This window comes from [Clostridium] cellulosi, from assembly GCF_036762875.1.
Lineage (GTDB): Bacteria > Bacillota > Clostridia > Oscillospirales > Ethanoligenentaceae > Ruminiclostridium_D > Ruminiclostridium_D cellulosi.
Genome location: NZ_JBAIZF010000012.1, coordinates 13,561 through 29,291 on the forward strand (window position 1 = coordinate 13,561; position 15,731 = coordinate 29,291).

Genomic DNA, 15,731 nt, shown 5'->3' on the forward strand with positions numbered 1-15,731 from the left:
TTACCCCTTTTAATCATCTTTTGTTATCGGTTTGAAACCTTCTCCGATTACGTCGGAAGCTTCACACATAATTATAAAGGCCGTAGGGTCAATTTCACGCACGATGGAACGGATTTTTGGCGTTTGCTGGCGCCTTACTGCGCACATCAGCACTTCGCGTTCGATGCCGGTGTAAAACCCGCGGCCAGCAAGCATCGTAACTCCCCGATTTATTTCAGAAGTAATGGTTTTTGCAATTTGCTCATTTTTGTCAGAGATGACTAAAACCATCTTTCCAGTGTCAGAACCGTAAAGAATCATGTCGATTGTCTTAGACGACACATAGAGGTTAATCAAAGCGTAAAGACCGCTGTCAATGCTGTTAAAGACTATCGTTGATAAAAGAATAATGAAGGTATCAATAATCATCATCATGCGGCCCATCGGGATATACGGCCATCTTAATTTCAGAAGCCGGCTGGCAATATCAGTTCCTCCCGTTGTGGCTCCGCGCATAAAAACAAGAGCAAGCCCGATACCGGAAAGAACTCCGCCGTAGAGAGCCGCCAGCAGCATGCCGCCCTTTCCGTTACCATATTTAGGCAAAAACCAAAAGAAATCGACACCAACAGAAGTTATTGCGGTGCAGATTATGGATTTTATAAGAAAACTCCCGCCGATAAAGCGGAACCCCAGAACAAACAAGGGTATGTTCAAAATAAAGATCATAATACCTATGGGGGTGCCGATCATATAGTGAAGCAGTGTTGAAATGCCAGTAATACCTCCAGGGGCCATTTTATAAGGTGCCGTGAAGGTTGCAAGAGAAATAGAGTATATTGTGCATCCTGCAGTCAAAAACAGAGTATCGAGAGCGATTTCTTTTTTTCGACCTTTTATAGTTTTTAGTTTAGATAATTTACGCATATTAAAATGAATTTCCTCCCAAGGTTTCATTATGACACCTTAACTGCACAATGAAATTAAAAATCTCATAAATTCTGTCTGTTTTTCTTTTTAGGAAGAGATAACCGAAAAGCGCCTCAAGTCCCGTCGCATAGTGATAGTCGGCGGGAGTGGCGTTTTTAGGCACATGGGCTGTATTGGCGTTGCGCCCGCGCCGCAGTATGGTCAATTCTTCTTGGCTTAAATGTGGCATAAGCAATTTGACCGCTTCTGCCTGAGCAGTTGCGTTCACAAAAGATACGCACGCTTGATGCAGCTTTGCGGCGGGGAGCTTAAGTTCTGTGATAAGATAATCGCGCACAAGGGTTTCATATACAGCGTCACCCATAAAAGCGAGCGTAATAGGGCTTAAGCTTTCCGCGTTTATCTCTTCTGACTTAACATTTTCTATTGTATTATTTGACATAATCAAACTCCATATCGTATATATTCACGGTGTCGCCTTCCTGTATCCCAGCTTCTTCCAACTTAGTGTAGACGCCGCTGTTTTTCAGCACCTTTTCAAAATAGTGCAGGGAGTCATAATCCTGAAAGTTGACGGAATTGATGACTTCCTTGAGCCATTCACCGGTTACATAATAAACGCCATTGCGGACCTCGATATTGATTTCATGGCCATCGGTATGTTTTTCGAGACTCTCCGGCGTAACTTCAGGCTCATAGGTTTTAATGGGCGGCAGTTTTGATAACATTTTTCTTACCTCATTTATGAGGTCATCTACTCCTTTGTGTGAAGCAGCGCTGATTGGGAAAAATTTAAGGCCTTTACCCTCGATATAACGGCGGAAACGCTCTATCTGTTCTTCAGTTGCAATATCCGCCTTGTTTCCGGCAACGATTTGAGGGCGTTTTACGAGCTGAGGGTCATAGGCGACGAGCTCTTTGCATATGGTCTCGTAGTCTTCAATGGGGTCGCGGGCCTCGCTGCCCGATACATCCACAACGTGGATAAGCAGTCGGCACCGGTCGATATGGCGGAGGAATTCATGTCCGAGCCCTGCGCCCTCGCTGGCGCCTTCAATAAGCCCCGGAATATCGGCCATGACAAAGGATTCGCCTTCGGATAGCCTGACCACGCCGAGCGCTGGCGACAGCGTTGTAAAATGATAGTTTCCGATTTTAGGCGTAGCTTCGCTGACGACGGAAAGCAGCGTGGATTTTCCCACATTGGGGAATCCCACTAACCCTACGTCGGCAAGCAGCTTTAATTCGAGTATAACTTCCAATTCATCGCCGGGTTTGCCTGCCTTTGCAAAGTTGGGAACCTGTCTTGTCGGCGTGGCAAAATGCATATTGCCCCAGCCGCCTCGGCCGCCTTTGGCAGCAACAAACGGCTCGCCCGACGACATATCAGCGAGAATGGCGCCGGTCTCAGCGTCCCTGATAATTGTGCCGCGCGGCACCTTTATTACAAGATTTTTTCCACTCTTGCCATAACTGCGGTTTGGTTTGCCGTTTTCGCCGTTAGGGGCGACATATTTGCGCTTGTACCTGAAATCGGCAAGTGTTGAAAGGTTGTCGTTAACCTCAAAAACAATATCACCGCCGTTTCCACCGTCGCCGCCGTCAGGCCCGCCTGCGGCAACATATTTTTCACGGTGGAACGATACGCAGCCGTTTCCGCCGTTTCCGGCCTTTAAATATATTTTCGCAATATCAACAAACATACTGCACCTTCCAATTCATTTATATATCTTTGAGATTGTAAAAGTTAATTACTTATTTAAAGTATTCTCCTTTCAGACTGAATAAGCCCTTGAATTAGGTTGCCAAATTGAACAATCGGCTTTTGCCATAAATTTTATTATATCATAAATATTTGCTTGTTTACAGTATAATGTTACCTTAAACTGTCGACTTGAGAAAGCTCAGATAAACGCAAATAAACGGGCGGATCGGCCCTATTTTATCGGCAAAAAATGTCGATTATTAGGGTGTAAATTTGATTGCGGCATTTGCCTTGATTTTACATTATAACTGTAGTTATTTTGATGATTTTGTGTTATAATAATTCCAATTTGTTTTGTAAAAATATAGCTTGAATTTCAGCATTTTTGGTTTTACCGCATCGCGAGGTGATACGCAAATGCGAATGGAGGATAAAGTTACGGATAGAATTAAAAGAAAAACCATCGGTAAAGGCGTGAATTTTACCGTAATACGTGACGAAAAATTTAAACAGAATCTCATCTCTGTTTATTTTATTATGCCGCTTGCAAGGGAAACGGCTTCTGCCAATGCTATGTTGCCGCTCTTGCTCAAGCACGGCAGCAGGGAATATCCAGATATGACAGCGCTCAACAGGCGCTTAAATGAGCTTTATGGCGCGCGGTTGGACGGCAGTACTCACAAACGCGGCAATTATCAGATTATGGCGCTGTTCTGCGAATGTTTGGGTGATAATTATGCTTTTGGGGGCGAAAAAGTCCTTGAAAGCTGCGCCAACCTTTTGAAATCCGTTATTTTCGACCCTGCCTTTGAAAACGGCACGTTCAGGGAAAAAGATGTCGCCATAGAAAAACGCAACCTTATTGACCAAATCGATTCGGTTTTAAATGACAAGCGGCAGTACGCCCTCGTTAAACTTAAAGAAACTATGTGCAAAGACGAGGCTTACGGCATATTTGAGCTCGGACGCCGTGAAGATGTCGAGAAGCTGACGCAGGACAAGCTCTATAATGCGTGGAAAACAATGCTTTCGAGCGCTGCCGTTGAAATATTCCTTGTGGGCCCCGGCAATGCCGACTATGTCGAAAAGTCCTTTGCCGATGCCTTTAGCAATATCGACAGGACAAATATTGTAAGCGGTTCGTCAGATGGTATAAAGAAGCCAGAAAAGGTAAATACAGTTGTCGAACGGCTGCCGGTAACCCAGGCAAAGCTGGTTATGGGCCTGCGCGGGTCGGTTGCCGCACCGGACAATACCGACGCGCTGCACCTTGCAACAGTAATATTAGGAGGTTCGCCTCATTCAAAGCTATTTGCGAACGTACGTGAAAAGATGAGCCTGTGCTATTACTGCTTATCATATCTTGACAAGCAGAAGGGCATCGTATTTATTGATTCGGGCATTGAAGAAATCAATTATGAAAAAGCCCGCGGAGAGATTTTAAGGCAGCTTGATGAGCTAAAAGCGGGCAACTTCTCTGACGACGAGATGAAAAATGCCAAGCTTTACTTGCAGAATGCTTTAATGCAGGTAGAAGATTCACTCGATTCGCTTATGGGTTATTATCTTGCCCAGTTTATTTCGGGAGACACCCGTGCGCCGAAAGAGATGGCAGATGCTATCATGAAGGTCACAAGAGATGAGGTAATCAAGGCCGCAAACGGCGTAAGCCTTGACACGGTTTATCTTCTCGCTGGGCTGAAGGAGGGTGAATAAGACTGTGGCAGAGTTTAAGGAAATAAAAAGCGACCGTTTGAATGAAAAAATCCTGTATACACGCCATAAATCGGGTCTTGATATCTATATAGCTCCCAAAGCGGGTTATTCATCACAATACGCGATATTCGGGACAAAATACGGCTCTATCGATAACCATTTCAGATTTGAGGGTGAAGATATAACCGTTCCGGAAGGCATTGCCCATTATCTTGAACATAAGCTGTTCGAGAGCGAAGACGGGGACGCATTCAGCCGATACGCCAAGACAGGCGCGAGCGCAAATGCGTACACCTCGTTTGATAAGACCTGCTACCTGTTTTCTTCAACCTCAAGGTTCAAAGAGTCCCTTGAAATACTGCTCGACTTTGTCCAACACCCATATTTTACAGAACAGACCGTTAAGAAAGAACAGGGAATAATCGGCCAGGAGATAAAGATGTACGATGATTCTCCGGACTGGAGGGTGTTTTTCAACCTTCTCGGTGCCCTGTATCACAACCATCCGGTAAAAATCGATATTGCAGGTACAGTCGAATCTATTTCGCGCATAACGCCGGAGCTGCTTTATAAATGCTACGGGGCGTTTTATAATCTGAGCAATATGCTGTTGTGCGTATCAGGGGATATTGACCCGAACGACGTCATAGAAGTGGTAGACCGCGTTATAAAAGACAACGAGCCCAAAAAGGTCGAAAGTATTTTTGATCCTGAACCCGATACGATAGTCAAGCCCAGAACTGAGCAGCAGCTTTCGGTTTCAGTACCGCTGTTTAATTTTGGTTTTAAGGATAAGCCGGCATTGGGAAAAGAAGCCGCGCGGAAAGAAGCGCTTACGGATATTGTTCTTGAGGTTGTCTGCGGCGAGGCATCACCGCTTTACAGAAGGCTTTATGACAGCGGCCTCATAAATGCCAATTTTTCAAAGCAGTATTTCAGCGGAAGGAGTTTTGCTTCTGTTATTTTCGGCGGGGAATCACATTATCCCGATAAAGTCGCAGATGAAATTATAAAGGAGACAAACCGCCTTAAAAGGGAAGGCATGAACAAAGATGACTTTGAGGCGGCAAAGCGCACTGTTTATGGAAGGCTTGCGGTTACCTTCGACAGCGTTGAAAATATTGCTAATAATATAGCCGCATGCAGGTTTATGGATTATCTGCCGTTCGATGTGATTGACGAGGCTGCAAATGCAGAATATAATAGTGCACAGGAGCGTCTTAATGAGATTTTCTCTGAGGAACGCTGCGCTTTGTCTGTAATTTCACCTATAAAGTGAAATATCAAAAGTAGTACCCGAGGCAATACGCCCAAAAAGAATAAAAATTGGAGCTGGTATTTGGATGTTTAATGTTTCATTTCCGGGACTGGGTATTAAAGAATTTAGTATTAACCCGACGGCTTTTACCGTTTTTGGACACCCGATTGCTTGGTACGGTATAATTATAGCGAGCGCCTTGCTTCTCGCAATGGTTTACGGCATGGTACGCGCCAAAGAGTTTAATATATCAGTTGACGATTTGTCCGACCTCATTATTTTTGGAATAATCTTCGGCGTAATCGGGGCAAGAATCTATTATGTCCTTTTTCCCTATGAGGGATCTACAACAAACGAGTTTTTTGAAAAGCCGATTACCATACTCTATATCTGGAATGGCGGCCTTGCCATATACGGAGGCATAATAGGCGCGTTCTTATCGTCATTTGTTGTTGCTAAGATTAAGAAAATCAGCATAGGTGCTGTGTTTGACATGGCGTCGCTTGGTTTTCTTATCGGTCAGACAATAGGCAGATGGGGCAATTTTGTCAATGGCGAGGCATATGGTTACAAGACAAACCTGCCTTGGCGCATGGTTCTGAGCTTTGAATCAGACCCGGTTCATCCGTGCTTTTTATATGAATCGCTGTGGTGCCTTATAGGATTTATAATCCTACATATCTACAGCAAGCGCAGAAAATTCAATGGTGAAATTTTCCTCATGTATATTACATGGTATTCCTTCGGCAGGTTCTTTATCGAGGGAATAAGAGCCGACAGCCTTATGCAGGGTAACCTCAAAGTGTCACAGCTTTTGTCGGCGATTTTGTTTATCGCTGCGGTCTCGCTTCTGATTTATAAGCGCGTAACGATTAAGAAAGTTATTTTGGAACAAACCACTGAATACAATCCGTTGTTTGATGAAACCTCTAAAGCTGTTGAAGAGGAGACGGCCAGAGAGGTGGAGAAATACCTCGGTAATCAAGAAGATGAAGAGGATGAAGGCAGCGAAAGCGAGGAAGAGAGTGCTGACAGCGCTGATGCCAGCGCCGATGATGTAGAAGGTCAAAAGGAAGAAGATAGTGATAACACAGAAAACAGCGATAAATCGGAGGACAAGGAATAATGGCAGTATTACTTGATGGCAAGGCCGGAGCCGCAAGGGTCAAGGCCGAGGTTGCAAAAGAAGTTGAGCAGATTAAAGCAAAGGGCAAGAATGTTACCCTCGCAGTTGTTATAGTGGGTGACGACCCAGCGTCGCGGGTCTATGTCAACAATAAAAAGAAAGACTGCGCCGAGGTTGGAATCATATCTGAGGAATACGCCCTTCCTGCTGATACTAAACAGGAAAAACTTATTTCGCTCGTCAAAGAACTCAATGAGAGAAGCGATATTAACGGTATACTTGTCCAGCTGCCTCTTCCAAAGCCGCTTGACGAGAAAGCAGTAATAAACACAATAGCCGTCCAGAAGGACGTGGACGCCTTCCACCCGGTGAATGTGGGCCGCATAATGATAGGAGAGTACGATTTTCTCCCGTGCACGCCCGCGGGTGTAATGGAGCTTATCAAATATGCGGGAATATCTGTCGAGGGCAAGAATTGCGTTGTAGTTGGCCGGAGCAACATTGTCGGAAAACCGATGGCGATGCTCCTTCTACATAAAAACGGTACGGTAACTATCTGCCATTCCCGCACACAGAATCTGAAAGATATTACTTCTAAGGCCGATATCCTTGTTGTTGCAATCGGCAAGGCGAAATTTGTAACGGCGGATATGGTTAAAGAAGGTGCGGTCGTCATAGACGTAGGCATGAACCGGCTGCCGAACGGAAAGCTCTGCGGCGACGTTGATTTTGAAGCAGTGTCGCAGAAAGCGTCATATATAACGCCAGTACCCGGCGGTGTGGGACCAATGACACGAGCCATGCTCTTAAAGAATACAATAAAAGCGGCAAAACTACAGTATAATTTATAATCCTATGAGATATAAAGCAGTTCCGTTATGGGCTGCTTTTTTATTAATATTTTTGCTGTATAATGGTTTTGGGATAGGAGCTAACTGTGCTGTATTAAATTAAAAGCAGACTATATAACACAAAATATATATTAAGACCGCGTGGCAGGTAAGTTAACAATATTATGGCGTGCTGTGCCTGAACATCAAACGGTCGCTGAAAACCAGCGGTTTGCTTGACACAAGTATTGTTTTGTGGTAATATAATCATGTTTATGCGCAGGCTTATGCGCACAATTATCCTTGCCGCTTAAAAAAGCGGCCTTAAGTCCAGAAGGAGGTGCAAAAAATGGCTTTAACTCGTAAGTATGAAACCGTCATTATTTTAAAGCCCAGTCTCAGTGAAGAAGAGATAGCAGCTCAGGTTGAGAAGTACAAGAACCTGATCGCTGAGCACGGCACGGTTGAGAATGTTGATGAATGGGGCAAGCGCAAACTCGCGTACGAGATTGATGACGAGACAGATGGTTATTACGTTCAGTACAACTATACAGCCCCGACAGATTTCCCGGCCGAATTCGACCGTCTGCTTAACATAAGCGACGTTGTCATGCGTTCACTTATCGTTGAACAGGGTAAATAATGAGCGTTTTCGCAGTTGCATAGGTTATTAGTGACAAAACAGCCGTTGGGCACGGTATGGAGGATTATTATGCTTAATGTAGTTGCGTTAAACGGCAGACTTACGGCTGACCCTGAGCTTCGCCACACAAGTAACGATATCCCGGTAACGAGCTTCACCCTTGCGGTGGACCGCAGTTATGTGAAGGCAGGTGCCGAGAGGCAGACTGACTTTATTGATATCGTATGTTGGCGTTCTACTGCTGAGTTTGCTTCTAAATATTTCAGAAAAGGTCAGCTCGTTGCAGTTGAAGGCACGCTTCAAACCCGCAGCTATACCGACAGTCAGGGTATTAAGCGCAAAGCTGTTGAAGTGGTAGCCAATAATGTTCATTTTGCCGAACCTCGCAGGGACAGTTACGGAAGCGGACAACCCTCAGACGAATTTGAGGATAATTCCCAGCGACCTCCTGCGGCAGTCTCAAACGGCGATAACGGCGATTTCGTCGAGATAGACGGCGATGATGATTTGCCGTTCTAATTCTCTTACAGAAGGAGGTTACACTAATGGATAAAAACGATAGAAATGATCACAAAGGCAGAAAAGGCCGCAAAAAGGTCTGCACTTTCTGCGTTGATAAAGTTGAGAACATCGATTATAAAGATATTGCAAGGCTCCGTAGATTCCTTTCAGAGCGCGCGAAGATTCTGCCGCGCCGTGTAACAGGAACATGCGCACATCATCAGCGCCAACTCACTGTTGCAATTAAGCGTGCACGCCATCTCGCACTGCTCCCGTATATCAGCGATTAATAAGTTTTTAAATAAACGCCCGCACATAAAGCGCGGGCGTTTTATTGTATATAAATATAAAAGCTTCTGTAGTAGCCTTCTGCGGCTTTACAAGCGGCATAACAACCAGAATGACTTTATTTATCGGTAAAACCAAAATGGCTTTAAGGCGTAAATTTTATCGCCTTAAATGTGCATTGACCAACAGCATTTTTATGCAAAAATAAAGTTGCATAAACAGCTCTTAAAAATCCCTCAGCCGCATAAATTAAGCGGTTGAGGGATTTCTTTGCTGTTTGCTTTCATTTAGCAATCGGTAAATGTTATCTGAAGAAGTTTCTCCAGAAGTTAGAATAGTTGTCTTCGTTTTCTGACCCATTTCCGTTTTGGTTTCCATTATCGTTGCCTGCCGTGGTTCCGTCGTCGCCCTTGTCTTCTTCGAGCTTAACGGAAATCTGGAAGGTGCTGCCCGATTCTGTTCTGTAGACTTCAAGGTTAATGGTATCGCCGACCTTGTGTTTGCTCTCTTCTTTGTAGAACGTGTTGAATACTGTGTCAGAATCGTCGGAGGCGAGTGAAATGCCGTTTATTTTAGTGATAATATCTTTTGCCCGGAGCCCCTTTGCATAAGCGTCTGACGTTGGCTCAATCTTCTCAACATAAAGGCCTGACGGATAATTGTACCATTTTGCTTGGGTATTTGAAAGCGGATAAACACTAATGCCTACTTTAACACGTCCTGTGACATAGCCATACTTTATGATACTGTCGATTATAGGCTTTGCAGTGCTTATCGGGATGGCAAATCCGATGCCCTCATAACCAACCTCGGTGATCTTAGATGTGTTGATACCGATAACCTGACCATACATATTGACAAGCGGACCGCCCGAGTTACCGGGGTTAATCAAAGCGTTTGTCTGGATGTAAGTCATGTTTGAAGTGCTGCTGACAGTTCTGTTAAGACCGGAAATTATTCCGTTAGTTACAGTGCTGGCAAGAGCAAGTCCACCGGGATTTCCGATAGCAATAACCGCCTGACCGACCTTGAGCTGGTTAGAATCACCGAATACGGCCGGTGTTAGACCTGCAGCGTTTACTTTTAAGACGGCAATATCGGATTTGGTATCTGAACCGATAACCTTTACTGTATCATAAGTTTTGTTGTCTGACATTACTATACGTATTTTCTTGTATCCTTCTATTACATGGGCGTTGGTAATTATATAGCCATCCGATGTCATAACGATACCGGAACCTTCCGCTGTTGGCTCTATAGATTGAAGGCTGTAGATTTCAACGCCAACAACTGACGGTGTCAGCTTTGCAGCAACCTGTTCTACCGTTAATTCAGAGCCAGACGATGCAGTTGCTTTTGAGGGTGAGGAAGGCTGGCTGTTGAGAACAAGGCTGCCGGCGTTTGACAAGCTGCTGGTATTAAAGCTCTTGTTGTAGCTGGCAAGGGATGAAATACCGACAATAGCAAGGCCAATGATTGCAACGCCGACAACGGAACATACTGTTACGAGGAAAGGTTTAAGACCACGTCTTTTCTTAGACCTGTCTGCAGCTTTCTTTTGGTCATTCAGTGCCTTTTGGTAATCGTCATAATTCCATTTATATTGGACATTGCCGCCATACTGTGAATATTGGCTATTTGAATCAGACTGATTTGAATAATCTGTATTCGAGTTAAACGAAGACTGATTGTAGCCATAAGAATTGCTGTTATCAAAATTCGAATTATTGTCTTGGCGGTTGTTGAATTCACCGTTATTCGAATTTTGAGGATTGTTAAATCCGTTGTCCATAAAAAATGCCTCCATGGTATTATTACTTACTTAATATCCTGATATTACTTTATCACTAAAATATTAATAATATATAAACAGAGCGATAACTAATATTAAATATTGTGCCCTTATTTCAGCTAAAAAATCAAATTTAATTAGTTATTTTTGAAGCGTCTTTTAGAGTAAATACGAATTCACAGTACTGGCCTTCAACACTTCTGACGACGATGTCCTCGCCCTGTTTGTTGAGGACGGATTTTACAATATAAAGCCCAAGCCCAACACCTTTTCGGTCACGGCTTCTGGATTTATCGGTTTTATAAAATCTGTCGAAGACATAAGGCAACTCAGCGGAGGGAATACCCATACCGCTGTTTTTTATGCCAACATAAACTTTCTTTTTTTCCTTGGCAATATTAATTTCGATATAGCCGCCCTCGTTAGAAAATTTTACAGCGTTGTCAATAAGATTATATACAATTTGATAGGTTAAGTCAAAGTCAGCATAAACCATTATTTGATTATCAAAATCAAGCCCGCGGATTTCGAGTGATTTTTTGTCAATCTGCTGTTCGAAACCGATAATTACCCGGCGCGTAAGCTCAACAATATCGAATTCAGTGGGATTAATTTTCAACTCGCCGGCTTCGATGCGGGCTATATCAAGGAAGGACCTGACAAGCCTTGAAAGGCGCTTTACTTCATCCGATACAATTTTTAAATAGTAGTTATGTTTTTCAGGTGGTATTGTCCCGTCGAGAATACCGTCGATAAAACCGGAAATAGAGGTCATAGGGGTTTTAAGCTCATGTGACACATTGCCGACAAAGTTCGACCGCATCTCTTCGAGTGACGCCAAGGACTGTGCCATATTGTTAAACGACGCGGAGAGTTGGCCAATTTCGTCGCTGCTACTGACAGGGATACGGGCAGAGAAATCGCCTTTAGAAAAACTTGCGGCGGCGCTGTTCATTTGCCGCAGCGGCTTGATAAGGCGTGCTGTGACGAAATAGATTGCGATAAACGATAATAAAAGGGTCATCATCAAAGAGAGAATGAATATTTTGAATATGTCACTGATTGTTTTTGTCAGGTTTCCGCCTTTGGAGCATACAAAGACAGCACCTACAACATTGCTGTGATCACGAGTATAAATAGGTACCCCGCCGGTGGTATAAGTTGTATCAAAGAAGCCGCCTAAAGTGCCTTCTTCGATTATTTCCTGTCTATTATTGATTTGAGACATTATGGACTTGCTTATTTTATTGTCCGATCCTGCAACGATATATGGATTAACTGTTCGCCATATTCTTCCGTCACTGAAGCAGATATAAATATTTGCGTCGAGATTGTAGGCAGTCATCTGCAGCATACTTAAGAGAATCTGCTCATCTTCTTCGCTGGTGACACTGCTAAAAGATTCAGATATCTTTCGGGCATTGTTGAGGTATAGCTTTTCCTTCTCACTATTTGAATATCTAATTGAGAAAATAATCATTACTATACCGAACACGAAAAAGCTTACAACAATAATAGAGGCGCATGCAAGGAAGAATTTCGCAAACAGGCTTCGGTCAATAATTCTCCCGAGAACTGTATTGCGTAGAAAATTACTCTTTTGCTTCGAATTTATAGCCAACACCCCAAACTGTCTTTAGAGACCATTTATCCGAAACGCCGTCAAGTTTTTCACGCAGTCTTTTGATATGCACATCTACTGTTCGCGAATCGCCGAGATATTCGAATCCCCAAACCTCATCGAGCAGCTGGTCACGGGTATAGACGCGGTTTGGGTTGCTCGCAAGATGATAGAGCAGTTCCAATTCTTTCGGCGGAGTATCAATTGTTTTCCCGTTGACCTTAAGTTCATAGTTAGTGAGATTGACTACAAGATTTTCAAACCTGACTTCTTTTTCAGTGTCGCTGCTTTTATTTGAATAACGCCGCAGGACGGCCTTGATGCGGGCAACGACCTCTTTTGAGTCAAAGGGCTTTACGACATAGTCATCGGCGCCGAGTTCAAGTCCGAGTACCTTGTCAAATGTTTCGCCCTTTGCCGTTACCATAATGACTGGTTTGTCTGATTTTTTCCTAATTTCCCTGCAAACCTGCCATCCGTCCATGCCCGGAAGCATGATGTCGAGCAAAACAAGATCAGGCTGAAACTCCCCAAAAAGCTTTACTGCTTCATTGCCGTCATAAGCCTGCGCAACGGAAAATCCCTCTTTTTCAAGATAGAGCCTTAACAGCTCATTTATATTTTTATCATCATCGACAACCAGGATTTTAGTATTCTCCATTGGTTACCCTCCGTTCATTTCACTTGTTATAAACAATTATAAACTATAATTTAATTTAATGATTAACTTTTTTTGAATTTAGTTTAAAAAAACATAATTTTATAGCCCTGACCAATAGAAAATCAGAAAATATTGTGGGAAAATATTAATATAAGCATGGAGTAGAGGCTTTATTAAGTTGCAGATACGATTATATTTTAGTTCTTCAAACTGTTGACTTTTTCCGACAGACTGTTAAAATTTTATGAGTACATAATTGTTCTGCGGAAAAAATTAATAGTAGAGAATATTTTTTGAAGGTGAATATATGAGGGACGGGTATATCCGCATAGCTGCTGCAGCGCCTGCTGTTGAAGTTGCGGATTGCAGCGGCAACGCACAAAGGATAATGGAATTTATTAAGAAAGCGGACAGTGAGGGTGTAAAACTGCTCGTGCTGCCCGAACTTTGCATAACGGGCTATACCTGCGGCGATTTGTTTAACCAGAAAACACTGCTCGACGCTGCGGAGAACGCGCTTGCTGAAATAATCCGTTATTCCGCCGGATTTGATACGCTGACGCTTGTAGGTTTGCCGGTAAGATATGGTGATAGGCTGTATAACTGCGCCGCTGCGGTGCATAAAGGACGCCTGCTGGGCGTCGTCCCGAAATCCCATATACCAAACAACAACGAGTTTTATGAGGCCAGACATTTCGCCTCCGGGAAAGGGGTATCAGGCACTGTTTCAATCGCGGGCTTTGAAGTGCCTTTCGGCGGAGATCTGATTTTTGAGTGCGAAGAGGTACCGACATTCAGGGTCGGTGCGGAAATCTGCGAGGATATGTGGGTGCCGACCCCGCCGTCGGGCCGTCTTGCTCAGGCGGGTGCAGTAATTATTGCAAACCTCTCGGCCAGCACCTATGTAACCGGCAAGGATAATTACAGGACTGCGCTTGTGACAAGCCAGTCAGGACGCTGCATTTCAGGCTATGTCTTTTCAAGCTGCGGGGAAGGGGAGTCATCGACTGACCTTGTATTTTCCGGTCACCTGATGATTGCCGAAAACGGAAAAATACTTTCCCAGAGCCGCCGCGAAAAGGATTATATCACTGCCGATGTCGACACTGCGATGTTGTGCGCGGAGCGTCAAAAATCAACTGCGTTTATAAGCGACAGCGACGTCCTAGAAACCAGACGTATAAAGTTTTCATGCAAGATTGAACATTACGCGCCTTTGCGCCGCCCGATTAATAAGCACCCGTTCGTCCCCTCGTCAGGCGAAAGATACCGTGAGCGGTGCAGCGAAGTATTCGATATCCAGTGCGCCGGCCTTGCCAAACGCCTTAAATTTACACATGCCACATCAGCCGTGGTTGCTGTTTCCGGCGGCCTGGATTCAACGCTCACATTACTTGTAACAGCCCGTGCCATCAAAAAATATTCGCTAAAATGTAAGCTCATAGCCATAACGATGCCGGGACCGGGCACTACAGGCAGAACAAAAGGCAATGCTGTCGCCCTTTGCGAGTCCTTAGGGGCGGAGCTTCGCGAAATCCCAATCGGGGACGCAGTAAAGCTTCATCTGTCAGATATAGGCCACAGAGGCGAACTTGATACTGCGTTTGAAAATGTTCAGGCCCGTGAACGCACTCAGATTGCCATGAGCATTGCGAATATGGAAGGCGGGCTTGTTATCGGAACAGGCGATATGTCGGAGATGGCGCTGGGATTTACGACATATAACGGTGACCATATGAGCATGTACGGTGTCAACGCTGGCGTCCCGAAAACACTTGTCCGACATCTTATAAAATATGTCGCGGACGAAAATGCGGAAAATAAGAAACTGCATGATACACTTTATGATATTCTCAATACCCCTGTAAGCCCTGAACTTCTTCCGGCAAAGGACGGGGAGATAGCGCAGAAGACAGAACAGATAGTCGGACCCTATGAACTTCACGATTTCTTCCTATACTATTTCTTGAGATATGGTTTTGAACCGCTTAAAATACTGAGACTGGCAATACAGGCATTCGACGGGGATTATACAGAAGAAGAGATTAAGAACTTGCTTAAAATGTTTATAAAGCGGTTCTTTATGTCGCAGTATAAGCGCTCCTGTATCCCAGACGGCCCGAAAGTCGGCTCAGTAGCCCTTTCGCCGCGCGGCGACTGGAGAATGCCCAGTGACGCCTGTGTAAATGAATGGCTCAAGCAGCTTAATTAACTTTCCTTTTGTTTCTGTGAATAAGTTTAATGTGCTTTGCCTCTATGTCTGCAGATTATATGGCTTAAGGCAAAGCACATTTTATATTCTGTTTTTACGAAAATTTATAATAAGATCCTTTTTAAACAGGATATTAAATAAATTCCCTGTGAACAGATACAATTTCGGCTTCGGTATTTGATTCAACAAAATCCAGGATGTTGTCTATTATACTGTCGCCCTGGGAAGAATTCGCCGCAATTGACGCGATCCCTATAACTATGGTCTGATGGGTGTCCTGTTCATCAACCTCTGAGGCAGAAACATTGAATTTGCTGCGCAATTTTGTGATAAGACTTTTGACTACCATTCGCTTTTCTTTCAGCGAGTGGACCCACGGGGCATAGAGCTTGATTTTAAGAACAACTGTCCTCATTTTTTATTCAGTCCTTTCTGCCATTTGCCGCGAAATGACCGTATGATACAACAA

At 44.1% G+C, this 15,731-nt stretch carries 15 protein-coding genes; 8 read left to right on the forward strand and 7 right to left on the reverse strand.

Features of this window, described 5'->3' with window-relative positions:
* Window positions 1–9: 9 nt before the first annotated feature.
* Genes V6C21_RS03660 through obgE form a run of 3 tightly spaced genes read right to left on the reverse strand, consistent with a single transcriptional unit; the run spans window position 10 to window position 2,612 of the window.
* Complete coding sequence (locus V6C21_RS03660; RefSeq protein ID WP_479268359.1) at window positions 10–906, reverse strand: YitT family protein; 897 nt, start codon at window positions 904–906, stop codon at window positions 10–12.
* Between the two features lies 1 nt (window position 907).
* A complete protein-coding gene (locus V6C21_RS03665) occupies window positions 908–1,351 on the reverse strand; it encodes a Mini-ribonuclease 3 (RefSeq protein WP_045085316.1) in 444 nt (147 codons plus the stop codon).
* Window positions 1,341–2,612, reverse strand: a complete 1,272-nt coding sequence (gene obgE / locus V6C21_RS03670) for a GTPase ObgE (protein ID WP_045085317.1) — start codon at window positions 2,610–2,612, stop codon at window positions 1,341–1,343. The genes V6C21_RS03665 and obgE overlap by 11 nt, the downstream gene beginning before the upstream one ends.
* Before the next feature lie 425 nt (window positions 2,613–3,037).
* On the opposite strand from obgE, the gene yfmF reads away from it, so the two are divergent.
* The 7 genes from yfmF (at window position 3,038) to rpsR (ending at window position 8,978) form a co-directional block, all read left to right on the forward strand.
* Window positions 3,038–4,330, forward strand: a complete 1,293-nt coding sequence (gene yfmF, locus V6C21_RS03675; protein ID WP_479268360.1) for an EF-P 5-aminopentanol modification-associated protein YfmF — start codon at window positions 3,038–3,040, stop codon at window positions 4,328–4,330.
* Between the two features lie 4 nt (window positions 4,331–4,334).
* On the forward strand, window positions 4,335–5,609 hold the full coding sequence (yfmH, locus tag V6C21_RS03680) for an EF-P 5-aminopentanol modification-associated protein YfmH (protein ID WP_479268361.1): 1,275 nt from the start codon (window positions 4,335–4,337) through the stop codon (window positions 5,607–5,609).
* 64 nt (window positions 5,610–5,673) lie between these two features.
* Window positions 5,674–6,714, forward strand: a complete 1,041-nt coding sequence (gene lgt / locus V6C21_RS03685; protein WP_479268362.1) for a prolipoprotein diacylglyceryl transferase — start codon at window positions 5,674–5,676, stop codon at window positions 6,712–6,714.
* Complete coding sequence (folD, locus tag V6C21_RS03690) at window positions 6,714–7,565, forward strand: bifunctional methylenetetrahydrofolate dehydrogenase/methenyltetrahydrofolate cyclohydrolase FolD (RefSeq protein WP_034838753.1); 852 nt, start codon at window positions 6,714–6,716, stop codon at window positions 7,563–7,565. Before lgt ends, folD begins: the two co-directional genes overlap by 1 nt.
* Window positions 7,566–7,893: 328 nt before the next feature.
* Window positions 7,894–8,187, forward strand: coding sequence for a 30S ribosomal protein S6 (gene rpsF / locus V6C21_RS03695; protein WP_479268363.1), 294 nt, complete (start codon window positions 7,894–7,896; stop codon window positions 8,185–8,187).
* 69 nt (window positions 8,188–8,256) lie between these two features.
* A complete protein-coding gene (locus V6C21_RS03700; RefSeq protein WP_479268364.1) occupies window positions 8,257–8,706 on the forward strand; it encodes a single-stranded DNA-binding protein in 450 nt (149 codons plus the stop codon).
* Window positions 8,707–8,732: 26 nt separating this feature from the next.
* On the forward strand, window positions 8,733–8,978 hold the full coding sequence (gene rpsR / locus V6C21_RS03705; RefSeq protein WP_034838760.1) for a 30S ribosomal protein S18: 246 nt from the start codon (window positions 8,733–8,735) through the stop codon (window positions 8,976–8,978).
* Window positions 8,979–9,280: 302 nt separating this feature from the next.
* On the opposite strand, the gene V6C21_RS03710 is transcribed toward rpsR, so the two are convergent.
* The 3 genes from V6C21_RS03710 to V6C21_RS03720 all read right to left on the reverse strand — a co-directional run bounded on the left by V6C21_RS03710 (window position 9,281) and on the right by V6C21_RS03720 (window position 13,050).
* A complete protein-coding gene (locus V6C21_RS03710; protein WP_051492422.1) occupies window positions 9,281–10,768 on the reverse strand; it encodes a S1C family serine protease in 1,488 nt (495 codons plus the stop codon).
* Window positions 10,769–10,901: 133 nt separating this feature from the next.
* A complete protein-coding gene (locus tag V6C21_RS03715; RefSeq protein ID WP_479268365.1) occupies window positions 10,902–12,392 on the reverse strand; it encodes a HAMP domain-containing sensor histidine kinase in 1,491 nt (496 codons plus the stop codon).
* Window positions 12,361–13,050: a response regulator transcription factor gene (locus V6C21_RS03720; RefSeq protein WP_034838761.1), complete on the reverse strand. Its 690-nt coding sequence runs from the start codon at window positions 13,048–13,050 to the stop codon at window positions 12,361–12,363. The genes V6C21_RS03715 and V6C21_RS03720 overlap by 32 nt, the downstream gene beginning before the upstream one ends.
* Window positions 13,051–13,357: 307 nt before the next feature.
* Between V6C21_RS03720 and V6C21_RS03725 the strand changes: the two genes are divergently transcribed.
* Window positions 13,358–15,262: an NAD(+) synthase gene (locus tag V6C21_RS03725; protein ID WP_479268366.1), complete on the forward strand. Its 1,905-nt coding sequence runs from the start codon at window positions 13,358–13,360 to the stop codon at window positions 15,260–15,262.
* Between the two features lie 133 nt (window positions 15,263–15,395).
* Here the strand turns inward: V6C21_RS03725 and V6C21_RS03730 are convergent, their stop codons facing one another.
* Window positions 15,396–15,677 carry a DUF503 domain-containing protein gene (locus V6C21_RS03730; protein ID WP_034838765.1) on the reverse strand — a complete coding sequence of 94 codons (282 nt, stop codon included), beginning with the start codon at window positions 15,675–15,677 and terminating at the stop codon, window positions 15,396–15,398.
* Window positions 15,678–15,731 lie beyond the last annotated feature (54 nt).

Coding starts and splice junctions, on each gene's coding strand:
- V6C21_RS03660 (WP_479268359.1), bottom strand. CDS start 906: ATGCGTAAATTATCTAAACTAAAAACTATAAAAGGTCGAAAAAAAGAA.
- V6C21_RS03665 (WP_045085316.1), bottom strand. CDS start 1,351: ATGTCAAATAATACAATAGAAAATGTTAAGTCAGAAGAGATAAACGCG.
- obgE (WP_045085317.1), bottom strand. CDS start 2,612: ATGTTTGTTGATATTGCGAAAATATATTTAAAGGCCGGAAACGGCGGA.
- yfmF (WP_479268360.1), top strand. CDS start 3,038: ATGGAGGATAAAGTTACGGATAGAATTAAAAGAAAAACCATCGGTAAA.
- lgt (WP_479268362.1), top strand. CDS start 5,674: ATGTTTAATGTTTCATTTCCGGGACTGGGTATTAAAGAATTTAGTATT.
- folD (WP_034838753.1), top strand. CDS start 6,714: ATGGCAGTATTACTTGATGGCAAGGCCGGAGCCGCAAGGGTCAAGGCC.
- rpsF (WP_479268363.1), top strand. CDS start 7,894: ATGGCTTTAACTCGTAAGTATGAAACCGTCATTATTTTAAAGCCCAGT.
- V6C21_RS03700 (WP_479268364.1), top strand. CDS start 8,257: ATGCTTAATGTAGTTGCGTTAAACGGCAGACTTACGGCTGACCCTGAG.
- rpsR (WP_034838760.1), top strand. CDS start 8,733: ATGGATAAAAACGATAGAAATGATCACAAAGGCAGAAAAGGCCGCAAA.
- V6C21_RS03710 (WP_051492422.1), bottom strand. CDS start 10,768: ATGGACAACGGATTTAACAATCCTCAAAATTCGAATAACGGTGAATTC.
- V6C21_RS03720 (WP_034838761.1), bottom strand. CDS start 13,050: ATGGAGAATACTAAAATCCTGGTTGTCGATGATGATAAAAATATAAAT.
- V6C21_RS03725 (WP_479268366.1), top strand. CDS start 13,358: ATGAGGGACGGGTATATCCGCATAGCTGCTGCAGCGCCTGCTGTTGAA.
- V6C21_RS03730 (WP_034838765.1), bottom strand. CDS start 15,677: ATGAGGACAGTTGTTCTTAAAATCAAGCTCTATGCCCCGTGGGTCCAC.